At 63.2% G+C, this 21,806-nt stretch carries 23 protein-coding genes; 2 read left to right on the forward strand and 21 right to left on the reverse strand.

The window, feature by feature from the left end; translation table 11 throughout:
* Nucleotides 1-42 precede the first annotated feature (42 nt).
* The 11 genes from QVN30_RS04345 to QVN30_RS04395 form a co-directional block, all read right to left on the reverse strand.
* The gene (locus tag QVN30_RS04345; protein ID WP_066829016.1) at nt 43-1,131 is read right to left on the reverse strand and encodes an iron-containing alcohol dehydrogenase family protein; all 1,089 of its coding nucleotides are present in this window, start codon (nt 1,129-1,131) and stop codon (nt 43-45) included.
* 91 nt (nt 1,132-1,222) lie between these two features.
* Nucleotides 1,223-1,867 carry a bifunctional 4-hydroxy-2-oxoglutarate aldolase/2-dehydro-3-deoxy-phosphogluconate aldolase gene (eda, locus tag QVN30_RS04350; RefSeq protein ID WP_289835597.1) on the reverse strand — a complete coding sequence of 215 codons (645 nt, stop codon included), beginning with the start codon at nt 1,865-1,867 and terminating at the stop codon, nt 1,223-1,225.
* 87 nt (nt 1,868-1,954) lie between these two features.
* Nucleotides 1,955-3,124: a UxaA family hydrolase gene (locus QVN30_RS04355; protein WP_289835598.1), complete on the reverse strand. Its 1,170-nt coding sequence runs from the start codon at nt 3,122-3,124 to the stop codon at nt 1,955-1,957.
* Nucleotides 3,121-3,414, reverse strand: coding sequence for a UxaA family hydrolase (locus tag QVN30_RS04360; protein WP_087200071.1), 294 nt, complete (start codon nt 3,412-3,414; stop codon nt 3,121-3,123). The genes QVN30_RS04355 and QVN30_RS04360 overlap by 4 nt, the downstream gene beginning before the upstream one ends.
* 30 nt (nt 3,415-3,444) lie before the next feature.
* Nucleotides 3,445-4,020, reverse strand: a complete 576-nt coding sequence (locus QVN30_RS04365; RefSeq protein WP_204571155.1) for a hypothetical protein — start codon at nt 4,018-4,020, stop codon at nt 3,445-3,447.
* Between the two features lie 27 nt (nt 4,021-4,047).
* Entirely contained in the window at nt 4,048-4,764 is a 717-nt protein-coding gene (locus QVN30_RS04370) for an HAD family hydrolase (RefSeq protein WP_087200067.1), read from the reverse strand.
* A 105-nt stretch (nt 4,765-4,869) separates the two neighbouring features.
* Nucleotides 4,870-5,862 carry a D-isomer specific 2-hydroxyacid dehydrogenase family protein gene (locus QVN30_RS04375; protein ID WP_204588013.1) on the reverse strand — a complete coding sequence of 331 codons (993 nt, stop codon included), beginning with the start codon at nt 5,860-5,862 and terminating at the stop codon, nt 4,870-4,872.
* A gap of 45 nt (nt 5,863-5,907) precedes the next feature.
* Entirely contained in the window at nt 5,908-6,402 is a 495-nt protein-coding gene (locus QVN30_RS04380; protein ID WP_087200064.1) for a PTS sugar transporter subunit IIB, read from the reverse strand.
* Between the two features lie 78 nt (nt 6,403-6,480).
* Nucleotides 6,481-6,888 (reverse strand): PTS sugar transporter subunit IIA, encoded by a 408-nt coding sequence (locus QVN30_RS04385; protein WP_087200062.1) that lies wholly within the window; start codon nt 6,886-6,888, stop codon nt 6,481-6,483.
* A gap of 31 nt (nt 6,889-6,919) precedes the next feature.
* Nucleotides 6,920-7,846, reverse strand: coding sequence for a PTS system mannose/fructose/sorbose family transporter subunit IID (locus tag QVN30_RS04390; RefSeq protein WP_204564762.1), 927 nt, complete (start codon nt 7,844-7,846; stop codon nt 6,920-6,922).
* Nucleotides 7,847-7,891: 45 nt separating this feature from the next.
* A complete protein-coding gene (locus QVN30_RS04395; RefSeq protein WP_204564763.1) occupies nt 7,892-8,653 on the reverse strand; it encodes a PTS mannose/fructose/sorbose/N-acetylgalactosamine transporter subunit IIC in 762 nt (253 codons plus the stop codon).
* 548 nt (nt 8,654-9,201) lie between these two features.
* Between QVN30_RS04395 and QVN30_RS04400 the strand changes: the two genes are divergently transcribed.
* Nucleotides 9,202-10,053: a MurR/RpiR family transcriptional regulator gene (locus QVN30_RS04400; RefSeq protein ID WP_087200056.1), complete on the forward strand. Its 852-nt coding sequence runs from the start codon at nt 9,202-9,204 to the stop codon at nt 10,051-10,053.
* A 118-nt stretch (nt 10,054-10,171) separates the two neighbouring features.
* Here QVN30_RS04400 and QVN30_RS04405 read toward each other — a convergent pair whose 3' ends face one another.
* The 9 genes from QVN30_RS04405 to QVN30_RS04445 form a co-directional block, all read right to left on the reverse strand.
* Nucleotides 10,172-10,939, reverse strand: a complete 768-nt coding sequence (locus tag QVN30_RS04405) for an amino acid ABC transporter ATP-binding protein (RefSeq protein WP_275531972.1) — start codon at nt 10,937-10,939, stop codon at nt 10,172-10,174.
* 85 nt (nt 10,940-11,024) lie between these two features.
* Nucleotides 11,025-11,678, reverse strand: coding sequence for an amino acid ABC transporter permease (locus tag QVN30_RS04410; protein ID WP_087200054.1), 654 nt, complete (start codon nt 11,676-11,678; stop codon nt 11,025-11,027).
* A gap of 100 nt (nt 11,679-11,778) precedes the next feature.
* The gene (locus QVN30_RS04415) at nt 11,779-12,636 is read right to left on the reverse strand and encodes a transporter substrate-binding domain-containing protein (protein ID WP_289835599.1); all 858 of its coding nucleotides are present in this window, start codon (nt 12,634-12,636) and stop codon (nt 11,779-11,781) included.
* A gap of 137 nt (nt 12,637-12,773) precedes the next feature.
* Nucleotides 12,774-14,318 carry an S-layer homology domain-containing protein gene (locus QVN30_RS04420; protein WP_289835600.1) on the reverse strand — a complete coding sequence of 515 codons (1,545 nt, stop codon included), beginning with the start codon at nt 14,316-14,318 and terminating at the stop codon, nt 12,774-12,776.
* 149 nt (nt 14,319-14,467) lie between these two features.
* Nucleotides 14,468-15,226, reverse strand: a complete 759-nt coding sequence (locus QVN30_RS04425) for a response regulator transcription factor (protein ID WP_289835601.1) — start codon at nt 15,224-15,226, stop codon at nt 14,468-14,470.
* Between the two features lie 59 nt (nt 15,227-15,285).
* Nucleotides 15,286-16,197, reverse strand: coding sequence for a sensor histidine kinase (locus QVN30_RS04430; protein WP_289835602.1), 912 nt, complete (start codon nt 16,195-16,197; stop codon nt 15,286-15,288).
* 238 nt (nt 16,198-16,435) lie between these two features.
* On the reverse strand, nt 16,436-17,245 hold the full coding sequence (locus tag QVN30_RS04435) for an ABC transporter permease (protein WP_289835603.1): 810 nt from the start codon (nt 17,243-17,245) through the stop codon (nt 16,436-16,438).
* A 58-nt stretch (nt 17,246-17,303) separates the two neighbouring features.
* Nucleotides 17,304-18,224 carry an ATP-binding cassette domain-containing protein gene (locus QVN30_RS04440; protein ID WP_087200043.1) on the reverse strand — a complete coding sequence of 307 codons (921 nt, stop codon included), beginning with the start codon at nt 18,222-18,224 and terminating at the stop codon, nt 17,304-17,306.
* A 228-nt stretch (nt 18,225-18,452) separates the two neighbouring features.
* Complete coding sequence (locus QVN30_RS04445) at nt 18,453-19,496, reverse strand: branched-chain amino acid aminotransferase (RefSeq protein WP_204540171.1); 1,044 nt, start codon at nt 19,494-19,496, stop codon at nt 18,453-18,455.
* Nucleotides 19,497-20,040: 544 nt separating this feature from the next.
* Here QVN30_RS04445 and cysE point away from each other — a divergent pair.
* Complete coding sequence (gene cysE, locus QVN30_RS04450; RefSeq protein WP_204564784.1) at nt 20,041-20,739, forward strand: serine O-acetyltransferase; 699 nt, start codon at nt 20,041-20,043, stop codon at nt 20,737-20,739.
* Between the two features lie 187 nt (nt 20,740-20,926).
* On the opposite strand, the gene QVN30_RS04455 is transcribed toward cysE, so the two are convergent.
* Nucleotides 20,927-21,562, reverse strand: coding sequence for a DedA family protein (locus QVN30_RS04455; RefSeq protein ID WP_204541486.1), 636 nt, complete (start codon nt 21,560-21,562; stop codon nt 20,927-20,929).
* Between the last annotated feature and the right edge of the window lie 244 nt (nt 21,563-21,806).

Here is a 21,806-nt window from a genome sequence, read left to right on the forward strand (position 1 = left end):
TAACCTACCCCTTACTCTACCACGTAACAGCAACGTCACGCGCTACACCATCTCACGAACGGCCTCATGCAGGCGCTGACGGTCAGCCGGATCGTCGCTGTTGTAGTGACGGGAGTTCACGATGTACTCCTCGATGGTGTTGAGGTTCTCCTCGGTCGGCTCGATGCCCAGCTCGCCCAGCGTCAGCGGCAGGTCCATCTTGCGCATGAACTCGCGCAGCTCCTCCTCCTTGTCCTTCAGGCCGTTGAAGTAGAGCTGGCAGAACAGGCCCACGGCGACGATCTCGCCGTGGATGGCGTCGGCCGCCTCATGGGTGAAGTGCGTGCGGACGCCGTCGTAGATGACGTGCGCGAGCTCGGACTGACGGAAGCTCTTGGTGGTGTTGGCGATGACGCCCGTGGTGATGACGTTCAAAAACGCCATGTCGGAGAGGTTCTTGGTGACCTTGCCGGCACGGTTGTCCTCGATGGCGTCGAGCGCGATCTTGTCGAGCACGTCGTACACGTAGGCGGCCATGTTGAAGGCGGTGAAGACGTCGATCGGCGTATCCTCGAGGTGCATCTCGGGCTTGCCGTTCAGCATCTCGATCTTCTTGGCCATCGCGTCCATGACGCCCGCGGCGTTGTAGCGGTGCGGGCAGGCGGCGATGACGTCGAGGTCCATGTAGACGGCATCGATCTCGTGGTCGAAGCGCCAAGAGCGCAGCTTGCCGCCCTCAGCGGTGTACATGACGCTCATGCAGGTGAACGGCGCGCAGGTGGAGGCAGAGGTCGGGACGTTGATAGCGCCCAGGTGGGCCACCTCGCCCACCGCCTTTGCCAGGTCGGTGATCTTGCCGCCGCCGACGCCCACGATCTCGTCGCAGCCGGCCTCATGGGCCTTGGCGGCGAGCTCCTCAGCGCCCTCGTAGCAGCACCAGCCCGTCCAGATCTCGAGCTGCCAGGAGACACCGGCGGCCTCCATACTGGGGACCAGGCGGTCCTTGACGGCGTCCCAGGAGCGCGGGCCGGCGACGATCAGCATCTTGTTGCCAAAGCGCTTGAACTCCTCGCCGAGCTGCTCGAGCAGACCCTGCTCGCAGCGAACGCGACCGGCGCCGAACTTGATTGCGGTATCCAATTCAACTGCCATGATGCTTCCTTTCCCCGAAGTTGGCAATTTCTATGCACACGGTGCGGGCGAAGCCCCTGCACTTCGCCCGCACCGTAGGTGCCGACTCACATTAGCCGCGCAGCTCGCGCACGGCAGCGGCGGCCTCGGCGGCGATGGCCTCGACGCGGGAGAAGTCGCCGTCAGCGAACAGGTTGGGCTTGACCATCCAGGTGCCGCCGGCGGCGATGATGGCGTCGCAGCTCAAGAAGTCGCGCACGTTGTCGGTGTTCACGCCGCCCGTGGGCATGAAACGATGGCCGACGAACACGCTGGCCAGAGCCTTGATACCAGCCAGGCCGCCGTACAGATTCGCCGGGAAGAACTTCGTCACGTCGAGATCGCGGTTGATCATGGCCATGATCTCGGTCGGGGTGACGGCAGCCGGGATGATGTTCACCTCGTGCTCGATGCACCAATCGACGGTGGCCATGTCGTAGCCGGGGGACACGATGAACTTGGCGCCGGCGTCGACCGCGCGCTTGCACTGGTCGAGGTTCACCACGGTGCCGGCACCGACCAGGATGTCGGGGCACTTCTCGGCCATCTCGCGGATGCAGTCGGCGGCAGCGGCGGTGCGGAAGGTGACCTCAGCGGCGGGAAGGCCGCCGGCGACCAGCGCGTTGGCCATGGGAACGGCGTCCTCGACCTTCTCAAGCACCACGACGGGCACGACACCCGTCTTCTCGACCTGCTCGTAGAATCCGTTCTGCTTCATGTACTCAGTCGACATCTTGCTTCCCTTCTCTTGTCGATCTGCCTGATTCATCTATGCAAACAGGGGCCGCATGCGGCACCGCGCGCCTCACGGCAGGCAGGTGCACCAGACCTCCTGGTTATGGAAGATCGAGAAATCGTTGAACCCGAAGCGCTCCGCTGCGGGCTGCTCGCCGTCGCAGACGCGCTCGAGCAGCTCGAGCAGCGAAGAACCCAGCTCGTCGATCGTCGATGCGCCCTCCACGGCGCCCGACGCGTCGAAGTCGATGTTGTCCGCCATGCGCGCCGCGCACTCGACGTTGCCCGTCACCTTGATGATCGGTATGAGCGGGTTGCCGATCGGCGTGCCGCGCCCGGTGGTGAAGATCAGCACCTGGGCGCCGCCCGCCGTCATGCCCGACACCGACTCGATGTCGTAGCCTGGCGTGTCCATGATCACCAGGCCGCGCCTGCCGGGTCGCGCACCGTACGGGACGACCTCCATGATCGGGGAGGTTCCGCCCTTGGAGATGCCGCCCAGCGCCTTCTCCTCGAGCGTCGAGAGCCCGCCGGCCATGTTCCCGGGAGAGGGGTTCGCGCCGCGCACGTCGACGCCCGCCTCGGCAAAGCTGCGTTCCAGCCCGCAGACGATCCGGTAGATATCATCCGCCACGTCCGGGCTCGCGGCGCGCGCGGCGAGCAGGTCCTCGGTGCCGATGAGCTCGGTCGTCTCGCCGAGCATCACGGTGCCCCCGGCAGCGACGACCGCGTCGCTCACCACGCCCGCCACGGGATTCGCCGCAAGGCCGCTCGTGGCATCGGAGCCTCCGCAGTTGGTGCCGAGCACCAGGTCGCCCAGGCCCATCTCGCAGCGCTCGGCACCCGCCGCGCGCTCCGTAAGGCCGCGCGCCAACTCGACGCCGTGCTCGATCGCGGCAGCGGAGCCGCCGCAGTCCTGGATTGTCATGACCTCGAGCGGCTTATCCGAGCGCGAGCGCACGACCTCGGCAAGCTCGTAGGGCTTGGTCGACTCGCACCCCAGACCGACGATGAGCGTGCCGAACACGTTCGGGTTGAGCGCGAGGTTCGCAAGGCAGCGGCGCATGATCTCGATGCCGCTGCCCACCTGACCGCAGCCCTTGGAATTCTCGACCGCCACGGCCCCGGGCACCGCATCGGCGATGCGCCGCGCGACCATGTTGGCGCAGCCGCATGTCGAGAGCACCATCACATGGTTGCGGATGCCAATGCTGCCATCGGGTCTTCGGTACCCCCTCATGCGCCCACCCCCGTCTTGATGCTTTCGATGTTATGGATATGCACATACGAGCCGCGACCGATCGGCGACGTCACGCGCCCGATGATCTGGCCGTACTTGGTGACCGTGTCGCCCGCGTCGCGCTCGATAAGGCAGATCTTGTGGAAGCGCGGGATGTCCTCGCGCGCGGTCAGCATGCAGGCGACCTCGCCGCTCTTGGTGCGCACGCAGACCTTCTCGCCCGCGCTCACCGCGTCGATAACCGTGGCGACGTCGTCCGATGCCGCCATGCGCAGCGCGCGCTTATCCATAGATCACAGAGCTCCCGTTTTCCTATTGGCCTACTGGTCGGATTTCTTGCCAAGCTTGGACAGCGGATCCTCGAACCGCGAGAACGCGATGGCGGGATACGCCTCGGCCACATGGTCGCAGATCCATTCGTAGGCGCCCTTCATGCGCGACTGACGAACCCACAGGCCGGACAGCTGCAGCACGAAGTAGACGCGGTCGGAGTGGTTGGCCTCCATCTGCTGCTTCATCTCGGGCGTCACCGTCTCGAACTGATCGGCGGTCTTGTAGCCCATGACCTCGAGCATCAGGTCGTTGTTGCTCGCGGCCTTGAGATTGACGTTGAGCACCTGCGACCACGGCAGGTAGATGATGTCGTCGGGCTTGGTCATGTCCGTCACGCCGTCGAGGGTGTACTCGAACAGCGGATTGCGGTTGGTCATCTTGCGGACGTTGAACGCCACGCCGGCCAGAAAGCACGCCGCCACCAGCACCGAGACGATCGGCCACACGACGGCGCCGCTGCCCTGCGTGAACCCGAGCCACAGGATGCACACGGCGATGACCACATACGACAGGCTGATGGCGAACAGCCTGCGCAGGTCGTTATATACAACGAGCTTGTCCATAGGGGTAACCTCGCTTTGTTTCCATACTTAGCGCAGGACTTCAAGGAATCCCACGACGTCGGCCAGGCTGTCGAACGAGAGCACCGCGTCGCGGCGGATGGTCTCGCGGTTGCCTTCGGGCTGATCGAGAATCGGGTAGCCCTCGGTGACCGAATCCATATTCGTCAGGTCGTCGAAGACGAAGCCCGACGTGAAGCCGCCAGCGTTGGCAGCGAGCACGCCCGCATGGCTGTCCTCGAGCACGAGCGTGTGCGCAGGGTCGGCGTCGATGAGCGCGGCCGCCTTGAGGAAGATCTCGGGGTCGGGCTTGCCGTTTTCAACCTGCGTGCCGTCCATGATGTAGGGGAAGGCGTGCGTGAGATACTCGGCCTTCATGTACTCGTCAATCAGCGGACGGACCGAAGAGCTTGCGAGCGCATAGGGGATCTGGCGCTCCTGCAGGTAGCTCAACAGCTCCAGCAGGCCCTTCTTCTTTCCCACGCGGCCGTTTTGCTCCATGCGCACGGCCGTCTTCTGCTTTTTGATGTATTCGCGCCACGTGGCGACGTCCTTGTCCTCGCCGAAGGCGTGGCGCAGCCCGGCGACGACCTCATGCTCGATCCTGCCGCAAAGACTCATGTAGAGGGCGGGATTCATCTGGAAGCCGAAGGCGCGCGCCGCGCGCAGGTACGCCTTGTAGCACAAGCGCTCGCTATCGAAGATGAGACCGTCCATGTCGAAAAGTACTGCCTGAAACGGACCCACAGCCCCGGCTCCTTTGCATCGAAAGAGGTGAAATCGACAAAAAAGTAGGCCTGCACCCTCCTGCGGGTGCGCGGAGAGGTGCAGGCCTGGGATCGGACGCGAGCGCTAGGCTCGAATCTCGTTAACCGGTTCCTCACCGGCGACGAAGCGCTCGACATCGCCGACGCACTTCTCGCCCATGCCGCGCAGGCACTCCTCCGTATACGCGGAGATGTGCGGGCATACGAGAACCTTGGGATGGTTGAAGTACGGGTCGTCCGGACGAGGCGGCTCGTCGTGCATGACGTCCATCGCGAGGCCCTTGACCGTGCCGTCCTCGAGCGCAGCCAGCATGGCGGGCTGGTCGATGAGGTCAGCGCGGGCGTTGTCCACCACGTAGACGCCCTTCTTCATCTTGGAGAGGGCATCGGCGTCCAGGATGTGGAACGACGTGGGGTTGAGGTCGGCGTTGAGCGTCAGGATGTCGCAGTTGGAGACCACGGTATCCAGGTCGGTGTACTCGAAGTCGACGCCCTGGGCGCGCAGGCCGTCCGCCCACTCGTCGCGCTGAACCGGGTCGCAGGCCAGAACCTTGAGGTCATAGCCGCGGGCCAGGATCTCCACGACGCGAGTGCCGATGTTGCCGCAGCCGATGATGCCGAGCGTCTTGCCGGACACGCCGTTGCCCACAAAGGAGGCGCGCTCCGCCCAACGGCCCTCGTTGGCGGCCACATGAGAATCGCTCACATGACGCATGCAGTCGAGCAGCAGGGCGACGGCGCCCTCGGCCACGGCGTCGCGCTCGACGAGTGGCGGCACGGTGGTCAGGATGCAGCCCGTTGCGTTGCAGGCCGCCACATCGACGTTGTTGTAGCCGATGCCGTGGCGGGAAAGCAGCAGCAGGTCGGTCTTGTGCTCGAAGAACTCAGCGTCGAAAAACGGCGTCACCGAGGAGATGATGATGTTGAAGTCCTTGAGGGCCTCGGCGAGCTCCGCGCCGTGGGCATCGCCCGCAACGCGGACGCGCTCGACGGTGCCGATCTTCTCGAGGCGCTCCATCTGATCGGGGAAACGCCTGCCGAACGACGAGGAGTTAACGATTGCGATGCGATAATCCATCTAAGTCGCGCATCCTATCTAATCGCAGGTGTACAACGGGTGGGGCTACTTGCCGCACTTGGCGAGAGCGGAGGCGAGGGAGACGTTCTCAGAAGACGGGATCTTCTGGAAGTAGACCGTCACGCCCGCGTCGCCGATGGCCTTGGCGATGTCGGCGTCGGCATCGGTCAGGCCGACGGACTCGATGACCTTGGTGGAACCCGGCTTGATGGCGATGCCGCCGACGTTGAGCTCCTTGATGGGCACGCCGCCGTCGACAGCGACCTTGGCGTATGCGAGGGACTTGAAGATCAGGGCGACCTTGTCGTCACCGAACTGGTTGGCGTTCCACTGGTCAACAAGACCCTGGGCGGAGAACACCTTGATCTTGAGGCCGCCGGTGGACTGGGTGGACTCGTAGATCTCCTTCATGAACTCGTCGTTGGCGGTGGCGTCATCGATGACGTAGGCAGAGTTGGTTCCCTTGCCCTTGGTCCAGACCTGCATGACCTGGCCGTGAACCAGACGATCGTCGATGCGCGCGAGGGTGATCTCGGACATGGTAGTTTCTCCAATCCCTAGTGGATGAACAGGAGGGGTACACGCCCCATTACAAGGTATGTACCCCAATTGGGACGATTAGCCCTTGAGGTTGGAACGGTTGATGAGGCGAGCGCCCATCTTGCCGGCCTCCAGGGCGATGCCGGCGAGCTCGTGGCCGTCCTCGACCATATCGAGCTGCTGGATGGTCTCGATGAGCATCGGCATGTTCACGCCGAGGATGACGTCGCAATCGACCTTGCCCACGCACGCCAGCGCCACGTTGGAGGGGCTGCCGCCCATGAGGTCGCACATGATGATGGTGTGCGCGCCTGCCTCGTCGTTCTTCTCGACGATCGCGAACGCCTGCTCGCGCAGGTCATCGACGGACTGGCCGGGAACGAGCCCCAGGGCGTCCACGTTCTCCTGCTCGCCCATGATCATCTCGGCGCTCTTCTTGAGCTCGATGCCAAACAGGCCGTGCGTGATGATGAGAACCTTGTTCATGCGCTTGCTCTCCTTACTGCTCTAAATCCGATTAGAGAATGCCGATGACCGCGAGGACGATCAGGATCGCGGTGAAGCCGAGCATGGCCTGCGTGACCTTCATGCCCTTCTTCTGGAAGAAGAAGAACAGGGCCATAACGGCGCACAGCGGCAGGATGCCGGGAAGGATGCCGTCGAGGGTGTCCTGAAGGACGAACGGCTTACCGGACAGGTCGGCCGCGATCGGGGTGGTCAGCTTGACGTAGCTTGCAGCCATGCAGCCCATCATGAACAGACCGAGCACGCCGAGCGCGTCGATGATGGACTTGATGCGGCCGCCCTTCATGACCTCGAGCGCGGCGCGACGGCCCATGGTGTAGCCCATGCGGGTGAACAGGTAGCCGTAGATGAACGTCGCGGTGGCGAAGCAGATGAACGGCAGCACGGCGCCCAACGGATTGCCCTCCTGGGCCAGACCCAGGAACAGGGAGATGAAGATGTACTGAACGGTACCGGAGTCGATGGAGTCGCCGACGCCAGCCAGCGGGCCCATCAGGCCGATCTTGGTGTTCTGGATCATCGAGGCGTCGAGGGCGTCCTCACCGGCGTTGAGCGCCTTGGCGCGCTCCTCCTCGAGCGACATGGTGATACCGGAGATGATGCCGCCGCCCCAGACAGCCTGGGTGTTGAAGAACTGCAGGTGACGCTGGTAGGCCTCGCCCAGAAACACCGGGTTCTTGTAGAGCTTCTTCAAAACGGGCATGAGGCCGAAGCACAGCGAAGGGGCAATCATGCGGTCGAAGGTGTGGGGCACCTCGTTGCACCACCACCAGCGGAACCAAACCTTCATGACATCGCCCTTGGTGATCTCATCGGGCTTGTTGGCCTCGCCGAGCATCAAACGGGGATCGGCATGGATCATGCCGTCCTCATCGAGGTAATCGTGATAATCCTGGGAAAGCTTCTCGACTTCGCTCATGAGTATGTTCCCTTCCTTTCTGATATCTATAGGGCGCGAGCGGATTTACGCTTCGGCCTTCGCGGTGAACATGTTGTAGCAGAAGGCGATGATGACGCCGAAGATGGCCCAGGTGATCATGGTGATGCTCAGGCCGGCCTGGGTGGTGATGACAACCAGGAAGTACGCCAGGAAGAAGAACACGAGCAGCTTGCGGCTGCCGATGACGTGCATGGTGATGGCGATACCGAGGGCGGCGAGACCGCCGGAGACGACGTCGAGCGCGTGCAGCACGGGGCCGTTGCTGATGGCGTTCATGACGTCAGAGATGACCGGGGCGCCCAGGTACAGGGCGATGGTGATCGTCGGGACGAACAGCAGGAAGGAGAAGATGGTCGGCACGACGGCGATCCAGATGGCAAGGCCACGGGAATCGGCGCGCACGGCGCACTGGTCCATCTTGTTCACGGCGATGGTGTTCAGGAAGAAGCGGAGCTGGTACAGGTAGCTGCCCATGAGGCCGACAGGCACGGCGATGGCGACAGCTGCCTCGGCGTCCAGGTCACCGATGACGGCGACCGAAACCGCGATTGCGGACGCCACGGCCGGCTCGGAGGGCATAGCGCCGCCAGGGGCGACAACGCCCATGTAGATGAGCTGGATCGTAGCGGTGACGATCATGGCCTGGGTCATGTCGCCCAAGATCAGACCGACCCAGAAGCCCGCCATCAACGGCGAGAAACGCATGGTGAGGGTAGCATAACCAAGCGCGCGAGATTCGACTGCCGCCACGAAGAGGGCAATCAGCAATGCTTGCACAATTGTCATAATGCCTTTCCTTTCTCTCCTCTTTTCCGGAAGATGGTGGAGTGCGTCTTCTCCATCCCTCCCCGTTGCCCCAACGAGGCCCCTCGTTAAGACAAACCTTGGGCTTTTCGCCCCTTTGACCAAAAGTCTATGTGTTTTTCTGTTGTACTTGAAGAAATTATTTTTCTTTTTGGCGAACGGTCTTTGCCTTATCGCCTGCCGAATTTAGACGTTTTTACGAAGTGTTTTGTGCTACACGCTCATTGCGCGGGGTCTTTTCTTAATCGTGGCATACTTTATGCAGGTAATAGGCTATTTTTTAATTGCTAGGCTTGTTATGTCATTTACCTGTTGATGTGATGCTCTTGTGACGTTTCCAAAACGGACAAAGTGATTTTTGCCGTATACAGACCGTTTACCACCGTTCAGCCGGTTGACCTTTTGTTATATAGGCTGAAAAATAATTTTTTTCTTCGAGAGCCCTCTGGTCGCAAGAATATTTGAGTACACTTGTGGCATAAGCTCATATTGATATAGCAATATGAACCGCTGACCAGTCTGGACCATCAATGGCACGCAACACTGTTCTCCTCAAGATCAAGTCCCTCATGCCCTCGCTCTCGACCAAGGAGCAGAGCATCGCGAACTTCGTGCTCGAGGACCCCCGATTCGCCTCCCGCATGACCATCAACGAGATGGCGGCACAGCTCGGCGTGGCCGACTCCACGGTGTTCAAGTTCACCAAGAAGCTCGGCTATCGGGGCTTTCGCGATTTCCGCACCGATCTGCTCGCCGAGGAGTTCGATCCGCAGATCTCCATCCACGAGAACGTGACGCCCGAGGACGCCCCGATCGTCGTGGCGCAGAAGATCTTCCATTCCAGCGCGAAATCCCTTCACGACACCTTGTCGCTGCTCAACGAGCACGACCTGGAGCAAGCGATCGATTTTATGCTGGGCGCCTCGCGTATCTCCCTGTACGGCTGCGGCGAATCGGGCATCATCGCGCTCGACGCCTACCAGAAGTTCCTGCGCTCGCCCATCCCCTGCCATTTCGTCACCGACACGCACATGCAGCTCATGCAGGCCGCGCAGCTGACGCCCGACGACTGCGCCATCGTCATCTCGCACACGGGCGCCACGCGCGAGATGATCGAGATCGCCCGCATCGCCCACGAGGCCCGCGCGCGCGTCATCCTCATCACGAGCTACCCCTCGCAGCACATCTCCGAATATGCCGACGTCACCTTCGTCTCGACCTCGGACGAAACGGGATACCGCCCCGAGTCGCTTTCGTGCCGTTTCGCGCAGCTCGCCATCATCGACACGCTCTACACGGCGCTCATGTTCCGCGTGCAGGGAACGGCCGAATCGCTGCGCAAGATACGCGAGGCCATCAACCTGACCAAAGTGGACGATTAGCGAAGCGCGCCGATGGGTCGTTTGGGGACGGGTTCGTTCCAACCCATTTTCGTTTGCACGCCGTGATCATAGATGGGTTGGAACGAACCCGTCCCCAAACGACCCCTAGTCGTGCTTGCTAGCCGCTGTAGCGGGCCAAGAATGCGCGCGTGCGCTCCTGCCGGGGGTTGCCGAACACCTCTGCGGGGGCTCCCTCCTCGACGATCATGCCGCCATCCATGAAGACGACGCGGTCGGCCACATCGCGCGCGAACGCCATCTCGTGCGTCACGATGATCATGGTGATGTCTTCCGCCGCCAGCTGCCTGATGACCTTGAGCACCTCTCCGGTGAGCTCGGGATCGAGCGCGCTGGTCGGCTCGTCGAAAAACAGGATGTCGGGGTTGAGCGCCAGAGCGCGCGCGATGCTCGCGCGCTGCTGCTGGCCTCCCGACAGCTGGCAGGGAACCTTGTCCTCGCAGCCGGTGAGGCCCATTTTGGCGATCAGGGAGCGCGCCTGTTGCTCCACCTCGGAGCGGTCGCGCTTTTGCACCACGATCGGCGCGTCCATGATATTGCGCAGCACCGTCATGTGTGGAAACAGGTTATAGCTCTGGAAGACCAGTCCGAAGCGGCTCTTGGCGCGACGCATCGTGTCGCCGCGCACGTAGCTCACCTGCCCGTCCGCGTCGGTCGACGCCACGACGAGGTCGCCATAGGACAGCGTGCCCGCGTCGATCTGCTCAAGCGTCGTCGCGCAGCGCAGCATCGTCGACTTGCCGCCGCCCGACGGGCCGATGATCGCCACCACCTCGCCCGGCTCGACCGCCAGCGAGATGTCGCGCAACACGACGTTGTCGCCGAACGCCTTGCTCACATGCTCCATCGAGAACACCGCATCAGCCACGGTACGCTCCTTTCCCTGCTATCGGCTCGCGCCGCCCTGCCATGCACACCCGTCCTCCATGGCCAAGCGGAGCGGAACGGATTTCCTAGTCGTGGTAGTAGTTCAGCTTCTTCTCGACGAACCCGATCACGATCTCGACGAGGAAGTTGAACACCCAGTAGAACGCAGCAGAGATGGCGAAGGGAACCATGCTCACCTGCGAGGCCACCAGCGCCTTGGCCGTGGAGAACATCTCCGCCACGCCGATCGCGAACGCGAGCGACGTGTCCTTCACGAGCGTGATGATCTCGTTGCCCATGGCGGGAAGGATGCGCTTGACGACCTGCGGCAGCACGATGCGCACGAACGTCTGCATCCGCGAATATCCCAGCACCTCGGCCGCCTCGTACTGGCCGCGCGGGATGGACTGGATGCCGCTGCGGTAGATCTCGGCGAAATAGGCCGCGTAGTTGACGATGAACGCCACGATGCACGCCTGCCATTTGGAATCGGTGGTCAGCTCGATGCCGAACACGTAGTACGGGGCGAAGTAGATGGCGAACATCTGCAGCATGAGCGGCGTGCCGCGCAGCACGGAGATGTAGACGCGCGCCAGCGCCCGCAGCGGGGCGAAGCGGCTCATGCGTGCCAGCGCGATGGGAACCGCCAGCGGAATAGACCCCACCAAGGTGAGCACGAAGATCTGGATGGTCGTGCCGAAACCCTCCAGCAGCATCCCGACCATGGTTGCAATATCCATCTGCATCCCTTCAAGCAAAATGGTGGGAAAACGAGGAAGCCCCGTTTTCCCACCGCATTCGAAATTTTAGGGACAGTCCCTAAAATTTCACGGTCCTGCGCTACTCGAGCACCCAGTTATCGTAGCTGATGCCGTACTCGGCGTACTTGTTGCACAGCTCCTCGATGGTGCCGTCCACGTCCATCTCGCGCAGGGTCTCGGTCACCTTGTCGGCGAGCTGCTGGTTACCCTTCTTGAAGCCGACGGCGTAGTGCTCCTCGGACAGCATGTCGGGCAGCTGCGCGTAGGCGTCGGGGTTGGCGGCCATCTGGTACTCGGCGATGGACAGGTCGCACGCCACCGCGTCGACGGCGCCGGACTCGAGCTGCATGAAGGCCGTGTTGTACTCGCCGATCTGCTCGAGCGAGGCGAACGTCGCGGCAAGGTCGGCCTGGTCGCCCTCGAGCACGTCGAGCGCGGCGGAGTCGACCTGGGTGATGACCGTCTTGCCCGCAAGGTCATCGAAGCTCTCGATGCCGCTGTCAGCCTTCACGACCACAACCTGGCCGTTGAGCATGTAGGGCTCGGAGAAGGTGTAGTCGTCCTCGCGTCCCTCCATGGTGAAGCCGTTCCAGATGCAGGAGATGGCGCCGGAATCAAGCAGCGTGTCCTTGGCGTCCCAGTCGATGGGCTCGTAGGTGACCTCCCAGCCGCAGCGCTGGGAGACCTCGGCAGCAAGGTCGAGGTCGAAGCCGGTGAACTCGCCGTCATCGCCCACGAAGCCGTAGGGCGGATAGGCCTGGTCGAAGCCGACGATGAGCTCAGTGATGTCAGCGGAGTTGTCGGCGCCCGATGCCGCAGCCGAACCGGAGTCGGCCGGCTCGTCGGAAGCAGGGCTGCCGCCGCACGCGGCGAGCGCGAACGCGCACACGAGCGCCATGGTCGCGGCAAGCATGGTGAACAGACGGGATCTCTTCATGGTGCAACCTTCCCTCAAGTATCTCGCAACGCTGTTCACTTTACTATGGTGGAGTATTCTCGGCAAGGATTATTTCCCCGTGTGTCAGATTTATTTCCGCCGACTCGGCGGCGGCAGGCATCGACGCCTGCCGCGCGCTACGATGCCGTCGGAATGATTCCCTTCTCGATGCAACGCCTCACGATGGCGGCCATCTCGGCGCGCGTCGTATTGTTGTGCGGCGCCACGTAGCGGCCCTCGACAAGCGACACGCCGTCGATGACGCCCTTGTTGAGCGCCCAGATCACGTTTTCCGTCGCCCACGGGCTCGTCGTCGCCCAATCGAGCATACTGTGGTACTTGCTTGTATCCAGCGAATCGCCCGTCTTGCGCGCGATGTTCGCGGCAACGCTTGCAAGCTGCTCGCGCGGCAGGGGCTCGTTCACGCCGAAGCGCACGTACGTGCCGGTCGCAGGGTCCCCGATGCCGTTCATGTAGCCGTGGTACACCGCCCAGTTAATGGCGTCGGCATAGTACTTGCTCTGATCGACATCGGCAAAACTGCAGGCAGGGGCCTTTTCCCCGTTCCCGAAGATGTTGTAGAGCACGCATGCCACGTCCTGGCGCACGATGGCCTCGTTGGGAGCGAAGCGCAGCACGGGGTCCGCGAGGCCGCTCATGTACCCGTTCTTATATACATAGACGATGTCGTCGTAGTACCATGCGCGGTCGACGTCGAAAAACGGCAGCTCGTCGGATTCGTCGGAGCCCGTATCGCCCGACAGGGCCTCGTCCTCGGCGATGTATTCGAGACAGGTCGCCCGCTCGCGCTCGTAGCGCGCCTTGTAGCTCGCGCCGTACGCGTAGTCGTCCACGTTGTTGACCACGGCGTCGCACAGGGCGTTCACGAACTCCCGGTCGGTCATGTCGTCCGAAAGGTTGGCGAGCCTGAAGAAGCGCTGGCAGCCGCCCGAGCCGAACAGGTTGCACAGGCCCCAGGCCAGGCCTTTGACGCAATCCGCGCGCCCCGAGATGTCGACGCCGAAGTTGTTCTTAAGAATCCGCTGCACCGGCAGGTAATACTCCTGGTAGGCATAGGCATCCTGCAGCGCGGAGAACTCGGTCGAATCCGCACGGTACGCAGCGTGCCAGGCGTTCTCGGCAAGCTGGCCGATCTCGGTGAGCTGCTTGGTCTCACGGTCGTAGATGGCCCCGCCCGTCAGCTCGTCGCCCCGCTCGATCACCGGTGCGAACATCGCGTATTTCGTCGGGTTGTACTCGTAGCACGCTTTGATGAACGGAAGCAGCGAGTAGCGGCGGTCGAATTGGTAGAACCCCATGGCGTTATAGCCGTCGCCATAGCTGAATCCCTGATTGTAGTTGCTGCCGCTCTCGTTTTCGGCAAAATACTTCATCTCGCTGGAAAGCGTCAGCGGGGTCAGGCGCGCAAGGCCCTCCTCGGTCGACAGCAGCGAGACCGAGCCGCTTTCCTGGGGATCCTCTTCGTAATCGAGTGCGCGATCGTAATCGCCCGGCTCGGGCAGCGGACCGGCCTTTCCCGTGTCGCCACCGGAAGACGAGGCGGTCTCGGAAGCGCCCTGCGGGATCGTCGTGTCCGCAAATGCGCTGGCGGGCATGGTCCAGGCGCCCAGCGCAAGCGTGAGCGTCAGGCCGGCAGCAACGGCGCGGTGCCGTGACTCCATGGTTCCTCCTTGCTTGTGCGCTCCCGGCGGGGAGAGCGTGATTAGGGTACGTTTGCGTCAGAGCGCAACAGAGGTACCTTTATTATTCCCGGGAACAATCCCCACATCAACGGGGTCAATGAATTAATGCAGCCAGGCCCATCATTTCATCATGGCCGGCGCAGCTTGAAACCGATACCCCATACCGTTTCGAGGTACCCGTCGGTTCCGCTCGATTTGAGCTTGGCCCGCAGGTTGCCCATGTGGGTGGCGACGGTCTTCTCGTCGGAAGAGCTCACGCGCGCGGAGCCCGCGGCGATGTCGTCGAGCAGCCGCTCGTCGTGGCAGGTGGCGAGGTACAGATCGCGCTTGGTGAACACGCGGTCGGGATGTGCCATCAGCAGGGCGAGCAGGTCGAACTCGGTCCGCGTGAGGCGCACAGGCGTATCCGCCGCATAGAAGCGACGCGTCGCGGGATCGAGACGCCAGGCCCCGAACGCGAGCGCCGCCTCCCCGACCTCGCACGCGGCGGGCGCACCCGGCGATCCGGAGGCGGCGATCCCCCGTACGCGGAACTGCGCATCGATGCGGGCGAGCAGCTCGTCGAGATCGAACGGTTTGACGAGATAGTCATCGGCCCCGCACCGTAGAAGCGCGATGCGGTCGTCCACGGCGCTTTTTGCCGAGATGACGATCACCGGCACGTTGCCCAAGCGCTGTCGAACGAGCGGCACCAGATCCTCGCCCGGGCACCCCGGAAGCATGAGGTCGGTGATGACCAGGTCGAACGTCTGACACGACGGCCCTTCGAGCAGCATGCGCGCCTCGCTGCCCGAGAACGCGGGCACGCAGGTGTGGCCCGCGCCGGCAAGACACGCGCAGACGATCTCGTTGAGCGCGGCGTCGTCCTCGATGACCAGGGCTTTCATCTCATCCTCCACGACTGCTCCGGCGCATGCGGACGCATGCGCCCAGGATGCCTCGGCGATCAGGCACGAGGTAGGCTGATGCGCACGGTCAGGCCGCCGTCCGCGACCTCGCCGTGCGCCTCACCGCCCATAGCATCCAGCAAGCGCGCGACGATGGCAAGTCCAAGACCGCTCCCCTCGCCCGTCCGCGCGGCATCGCTTTTGTAGAACCGGTCGAACAGACGCCCGGCATCGATCGCATCCAGCTGTTCCACGGGGTTGGAGATGCTCAGGCTCACCCGTCCTCCCATCGACGCGATCTCGATCGAGGGCGCGCCCGCTCCGTAGCGCAGCGCGTTGTTGACGAGGTTCGTCAGCACGCGCGTCAACGACGACGTCTCCGCGAGTACCTGGACGTCCTCGTCTTCGCAGACGATCGACGGCTCCCATCCGCGCGCGGTGAACTGCGGGTAGAACGAGACGAGGACATCGGACAGGACCGGCAGAAGCGCCACGGGCTCCACGTTCAGCGCCAACGCGGGATCCGCCGCCTTCGCGTACTCGAACAGCCCGTCTACCAGCGTGCGCATGGAAGACAGGCGTTCGACCGCGGCTTCGGTGTAGCGCTCGCGCTCGGCCTGCTCCGCCGTGCGCTGCGCCAGCTGCAGGTAGCCTTGCGCCCCCGCCAGCGGCGTGCGGATATCGTGCGACAGCGAGGCGAGGTCCTGCTGAAACGACGCTTGCGCGGCGCGGTCGGCGATGCGGCGGTCCCGCTCACGGTCGAGCTCCCTGTTGAGAGCGCGCACAAGCCCCTCGAGCCCCGCGCTGCGCACCTCGAGCGCGATGCGCGCGTTGCTGTCCGGCGCCCGCAGGTCAAGCTCCTCCGCGATGCGCACAAGCTCGCGATCCCGGCGGACCATCACCACCAGGGCGATGAGCAGGGCCGCGACGAGCCCGGCGATCAGCGCCAGCGATCCCACATCGGCTGTCATGAGCCCACCTCCTTATAACGACGATCGATTCGTTCCCCTGCACCCGCGCTGCCACCTCGCCCGTCTTGCCGTCTCGTTCTGTCGCTTCGTTCATGAATGAAGCGGTGGGTTAGATATAAAAATCCTGCGCAAACGCCGTAAACGGTCTCCTTCGTTCATGAATGAAGGACCCCGGGAATGCCGCCGGCCTCCTCGGCACCGAGCCCGCAAGCGGGTGAACAGACGGGCACCACCTTCCCTAGAACGAACGGCGCCGCAGGCGCGCGTAGGCGACCAGCACGGCGATCACCGACCAGAGCAGCGGGTAGAACACGATCTTGAGCATGGCGCCCGGGTAGGAGAAGTACCCGAGGCCCTCGCCCAGCACGTACGCGTGCGTCGAGGGCAGCATCGAGCTCATCTCCAACGCAGCAGAAGCGCCGCCACCCATCGTGAAGAGCGCGAGCGGAAGCATCAGCAATTTCCCGACGATACCGTAGCAGATGGCGAACGCGAGCACCCAGGCGATGCGCGAGCTTCGCGCGAACATGCAGGCGCACAGCGAGATCGAGCAGAAGCAGAAGCCCGTTAGCGCGGCAAGCGCCGCCCATGCCGCCACGGACGCGGCGTCCACCGGAGGTGTCTCGACGCCCCATGCGCCGGGCAGCCAGGCGCACACGGCGAGCAGCAGCACGGTCGACACGACGCAGCTTGTCAGCATGGTGAGCAGCTGCGCGCCAAGGTAGTGGAGCCGCGCGCGCGGCCTGACGACCACGTTTTTCATCGCGGCGCCCGACGGCAGGCCCGCGATGTCATCCGTGAAAAGCTGCACGCACCAGATGCCGGCCATGCAGGGCAGCAACGGCACGCTTCCGAATGCGACCCGACCCGCGAGCCCCAAAAACGTGGGGTCGTAGGTCTCGCCCGACGCCCACCTGCCGTTCCAAAAGCCCATCTCGAGCTCCGCGGCGCCAAAGATGGCGAACACCGCGACCGCGGCAAGCGGCGCCGCTATCAGCGCCCCGCTTTTCCGAAGACGAAACAGGATCGCGCGTAGCATGTTGAGCATCCCGATCACCCCTTTTTCGCGTGAAACCACATGGATGGAGCAGCATCGCGCCGCGTCGTCATTCGGACGCCGGGCCGTCGTGCCCGCCCATGAGACCGACGAAGAACGCCTCGCGGTCGCCCTCGGAGCGCCGCAGCTCGCGGATCGCGATGCCCTCCTCCGCAAGCGCGCGACCGACCTCCTCCGCATCGATGTCCCCGTCGATGCGGAGCTCATCGTCCGGCAACGCGACCAGATGGGCCCGGGGGAAGCGCTCGGTGAGCGCCGCCAGGGCGCGAGGGGCCTCGCCCGTGCGCACGATCAGGCAGCGTGCGCACGCCTGATCGACCTCGTCCGCCGTCAATTCGGCCGCAAGGCCGCCGTCACGCAGCACGCCGTAGACCGTGCAGATCCGCTCGAGCTGATCGAGCGCGTGCGAGCTGATGAACACCGTGACGCCGCGCTCGCGGTTCATGCGGACGATGAGGCTGCGGATGTCGCGTGCGATCTCGGGATCGAGGCCGTTGAGTGGCTCGTCGAGCAGCAGCACGTCGGGACTTCCCAGCAAGGCGAGCGCGATGCCCAGGCGCTGCCTCATGCCGAGCGAAAACCGCTTGGTCTTCTCGTTGCCCGCATCGGCAAGCCCCACGACCTCGAGAAGCTCCTCGCATGTACGGCGCGCGTCGACAAGACCGAGCACGAGCGCCTTGGCCATGAGGTTGTCGAGCGCCGAAAGGTTGGCGTACATGCCGGGCTGCTCGATGAGCGCGCCGACGCGGGGATGGGGCTCGCAGGGGACAAGCAGGTCTCCCAGCACGCGGATCTCGCCGGCATCTGCCGGCATGAGCCCGGCGATCAGCTTCATGGTCGTCGACTTGCCCGCACCGTTTTTACCGATGAACCCGTAGATCTCCCCTTGGCCCACGTGAACGTTAAGGCCGTCGAGCACCCGTTTGTGCCGAAAGCTCTTACCAAGACCGGCTGTCTCGATGGCAAACATGGCGCTCCCTTCATCGTGCTCCCATCTTGACATACACGATACGAAGCAGCCTCCAAGATTCCCCCGGGCAAGCGACAAGAAAGTTGCAAGGTTTTCCACCCTGCCGCCGGGGCGCGCCGCTGGAGAAAAAGACCCGCCCGCGCGTTTTGCGCAGGCGGGTCCTCAGTCGACTAGACACGCACCGGTCGCCCCTCGCAGGCGACACGGAATGCATCAATCGGTGTTTCCCTAGCAGATCTCCACGACCCAGCCCTCGGGGCCCTCGATCTCGCCGTCCTGGATGCTGGTCAGCGTCTCGCGCAGCTTCTTCATCACGGGGCCGACCTCCTCCATGCCGCTCGCGAACACGATCTCCTCGTCACCGTTGACGACCTTGCCCACCGGGCTGATGACGGCAGCGGTGCCGCACATGCCGCACTCGACAAACGCGCCGGCCTGGACCTCGGCGAACTCGACCGGACGCTCGACGACCTTCATGCCCAGCATGTTCTCGGCCACATAGACCAGCGAGCGGCGGGTGATCGACGGCAGGATGGAGTTCGTCGCGGACTGGGGCACCACCAGCGTGCCGTCCTTGTCCACGAACAGGAAGTTGGCGCCACCGGACTCCTCGACGTAGGTGTGGGTCTGAGGATCGAGGAACATGTTGTCGGCGAATCCCTCGGCGTGCGCCTGGACGCTCGGATACAGGGACATGGCGTAGTTCAGGCCCGCCTTGATGGCGCCGGTGCCGTGCGGTGCGGCGCGGTCGTACTCGGGGACCTTGACTGCCACCGGCTTGACGCCGCCCGAGTAGTACGGGCCCACCGGGGTCACAAGGATGCGGAACTGGTACTCGTCGGCCGGCTTCACGCCGATGACCTCACCGGTCGCCACCATGAACGGACGGATGTAGAGGGTCGCGCCCGAGCCGAACGGCGGTACCCAGGCCTCGTTGGCCTTGACGACCATCTTCACGGCCTCGAGGAACTTGTCCTCGGGGAACGGCGGCATCACGATACGGCGCGCGGAGTCCGCCATGCGCGAGGCGTTGAGGTCGGGACGGAAGCAGACGATCTTCCCGTCCTTGGTGGTGTAGGCCTTCAGGCCCTCAAAGACCTCCTGGCAGTAATGGAAAATGCCCGCGCACTCGGAGAGCGTCAGGCTGTGGTCAGTCGTGAGACCGCCCTCCTCCCAGGCGCCGTCCTTGTAGTTGCAGACATAGCTGTAATCCGTGGGACGATAGGCGAAACCGAGGTTGCCCCAATCGATATCCTTCTTCTCCACTGCCATGGCGGTCTCCTTTACTGGTTTTCTATTTGCACGCAGTGCGCGAAATGTATTTGCACGATTCTACTCCCCTGCGGTGGAGTGTGGCGTAAAGTTTCCAAGCTGTAAACGTCGCTGCCGAAGATTCGCGCGCAAAGCGGCCTTTGGCAGGCTCAGGCTGCGGAAAACCGCATGTGCGCTGGTGTTATGCCGGAAATCGTGGCATTATAGGCTATATTTTATACATTATTAGTATCACTATATCTTTTATATGTTCCCAAAAACAAAGTAGGGACTTTTGGGTACATGAAACCCGACTGCCCGAGTAGCCTCACAGAGATACGTTACTTTAGTTGTATTTCTATATCTTTTATTTTGCTATCTAGAGGCTCTACTCAACGACCCGGAACTTTTGTACCCAAAGGTCCCTTTTCCGTTTTGACGGCCGCGCCCAAACGCCGATTCCGCGACAGCTCGCAGCCCGCACGCCATGAAATCCGCTCAGCTTGGCAGTTTATTCCTAGCGATTCGCTATACTTAACCCATTCGCCAACAGAGGGGAGCCGACGTGGGCTTCATCACGACCATCAAAGAGGATATCGCAAGCGTCAAGAACAACGATCCCGCCGCGCAAAACGGACTGGTCATCTTCCTGTCGTACCCCGGCCTGCACGCCAAGTGGATGCACACGCCTGAGCACTGGCTGTGGACCCACGGCCTGCGCAGCATCGCGCGCATCCTGTCGCAGATCACGCGCTTCTTCACGGGCGTGGAGATTCATCCCGCAGCGCAGCTGGGGCGGCGTCTGTTCATCGACCACGCCATGGGCGTCGTGATCGGCGAGACGACCATCGTGGGCGACGACTGCACGCTCTACCAGGGGGTCACGCTCGGCGGCACCGGCAACGAGAACGGCAAGCGCCACCCCACCCTCGGCAACAACGTCACCGTGGGCAGCGGCGCGAAGGTGCTCGGCAACATCACCATCGGAGACAACGTGCGCATCGGGGGGAACTCCGTCGTCGTCAAGGACGTACCCTCCGACTCGACGGTGGTCGGCGTGCCCGGCCGCGTGGTGCGGCGCAACGGCTGCCGCGTCATGGCGGAGAACTTCGATGCCAAGAAGCATCGCGAAAGCCTGCCCGACCCGGTTCAGGAGGCGTCGATCATGAACCGCGAGGGCATCGCGGAAAACGCGCGTCGCATCTGCGAGCTCGAGCAGCAGGTAGCCGAGCTCACTGATCTGGTCCGCAAGCTCACCGCCTAGGGAAGCGCTGATCGGCTCGTCTGCCCTGAGAGAGGGGCGCGGTACAAAGGGGTCCCCACCCCGCTCATTCATGAAAAAGTAGGAACGTCAAACAGCGAATCCTGGGCAAATGCTGAAAAGACCCCCGCTCATTCATGAATAAGCGGGGGTCCAAGGGGCGCCGGGCGCACAGAACGGAGCATCCGCCCTACTGGTTCTTGTTCTCGCGCAGGTTCGGGATGACGCGCTTGACGATCCAGAACGCCACCACGACAACGATGATGACGATCAACACGACCTTGACGATGTCGGAGAAGCCCTCGACCTGGGCGGTCACGGTCTCCCATGCGCCGCCGGCAGCGTAGCCCAGGCTGCACAGAACGGTGTTCCACACGGCGGAGCCCAGCAGCGTGTATAGCGAAAAGCGCACCATGTTCATCTTGGCGGTGCCCGCTGGGATCGAGATCAGGCTGCGCACCACGGGAATGCAGCGGCACAGCAGCACCGTGATCTGTCCGCGCCGGTCGAACCAGCCGATCGCCTTGGACACGTCATCGGACTTGAAGCCGAGCAGGCGCATGGGCCGGGTGTCGAAGAACGATTCGAGGCGGTCCTGGGACAGCAGCCGTCCGATTCCATAGAGCACGAACGCGCCCGTCACCGAACCGACCGTCGCGGCGACAATCACCAGCGGAAGCTCCATGCTCGTCTGGATGACCAGAAAGCCCGACAGGGGCAAGATGAGCTCGCTCGGAATGGGAGGAAAGATGTTCTCCAGGAAGATGAGCCCGAACACCGCGAGGTATCCGAAGCTGCTGATAAAGGAAAAAAACGCCTCTTGCATAGGGGCCTCTTTCGTCATGCTGCGCCGTGGAAACCCGGTCGAGCCGGATTCGGCTGGAAATACATAGAACCCGGCTGATGGTACTCAAAGCGCCGTCCGCGCGCAGGTCCATCCACCGAAAAGCGAATACCGCCGACAGAAACTACAGGAAACCACGACGTTGCGGCGGCGCGGATACGTGACGCTGCAAGCCGGCGGGAAAACCGCAGGCGCATGGCAAGGCCCCCTGCCGGAGCCGAGCCGC

Source organism: Collinsella ihumii, from assembly GCF_030385545.1.
GTDB classification, from domain to species: Bacteria; Actinomycetota; Coriobacteriia; order Coriobacteriales; family Coriobacteriaceae; genus Collinsella; species Collinsella ihumii.

Coding starts and splice junctions, on each gene's coding strand:
- QVN30_RS04345 (WP_066829016.1), bottom strand. CDS start 1,131: ATGGCAGTTGAATTGGATACCGCAATCAAGTTCGGCGCCGGTCGCGTT.
- eda (WP_289835597.1), bottom strand. CDS start 1,867: ATGAAGCAGAACGGATTCTACGAGCAGGTCGAGAAGACGGGTGTCGTG.
- QVN30_RS04355 (WP_289835598.1), bottom strand. CDS start 3,124: ATGAGGGGGTACCGAAGACCCGATGGCAGCATTGGCATCCGCAACCAT.
- QVN30_RS04360 (WP_087200071.1), bottom strand. CDS start 3,414: ATGGATAAGCGCGCGCTGCGCATGGCGGCATCGGACGACGTCGCCACG.
- QVN30_RS04365 (WP_204571155.1), bottom strand. CDS start 4,020: ATGGACAAGCTCGTTGTATATAACGACCTGCGCAGGCTGTTCGCCATC.
- QVN30_RS04375 (WP_204588013.1), bottom strand. CDS start 5,862: ATGGATTATCGCATCGCAATCGTTAACTCCTCGTCGTTCGGCAGGCGT.
- QVN30_RS04380 (WP_087200064.1), bottom strand. CDS start 6,402: ATGTCCGAGATCACCCTCGCGCGCATCGACGATCGTCTGGTTCACGGC.
- QVN30_RS04385 (WP_087200062.1), bottom strand. CDS start 6,888: ATGAACAAGGTTCTCATCATCACGCACGGCCTGTTTGGCATCGAGCTC.
- QVN30_RS04390 (WP_204564762.1), bottom strand. CDS start 7,846: ATGAGCGAAGTCGAGAAGCTTTCCCAGGATTATCACGATTACCTCGAT.
- QVN30_RS04395 (WP_204564763.1), bottom strand. CDS start 8,653: ATGACAATTGTGCAAGCATTGCTGATTGCCCTCTTCGTGGCGGCAGTC.
- QVN30_RS04400 (WP_087200056.1), top strand. CDS start 9,202: ATGGCACGCAACACTGTTCTCCTCAAGATCAAGTCCCTCATGCCCTCG.
- QVN30_RS04410 (WP_087200054.1), bottom strand. CDS start 11,678: ATGGATATTGCAACCATGGTCGGGATGCTGCTGGAGGGTTTCGGCACG.
- QVN30_RS04415 (WP_289835599.1), bottom strand. CDS start 12,636: ATGAAGAGATCCCGTCTGTTCACCATGCTTGCCGCGACCATGGCGCTC.
- QVN30_RS04420 (WP_289835600.1), bottom strand. CDS start 14,318: ATGGAGTCACGGCACCGCGCCGTTGCTGCCGGCCTGACGCTCACGCTT.
- QVN30_RS04425 (WP_289835601.1), bottom strand. CDS start 15,226: ATGAAAGCCCTGGTCATCGAGGACGACGCCGCGCTCAACGAGATCGTC.
- QVN30_RS04430 (WP_289835602.1), bottom strand. CDS start 16,197: ATGACAGCCGATGTGGGATCGCTGGCGCTGATCGCCGGGCTCGTCGCG.
- QVN30_RS04435 (WP_289835603.1), bottom strand. CDS start 17,245: ATGCTCAACATGCTACGCGCGATCCTGTTTCGTCTTCGGAAAAGCGGG.
- QVN30_RS04440 (WP_087200043.1), bottom strand. CDS start 18,224: ATGTTTGCCATCGAGACAGCCGGTCTTGGTAAGAGCTTTCGGCACAAA.
- QVN30_RS04445 (WP_204540171.1), bottom strand. CDS start 19,496: ATGGCAGTGGAGAAGAAGGATATCGATTGGGGCAACCTCGGTTTCGCC.
- QVN30_RS04455 (WP_204541486.1), bottom strand. CDS start 21,562: ATGCAAGAGGCGTTTTTTTCCTTTATCAGCAGCTTCGGATACCTCGCG.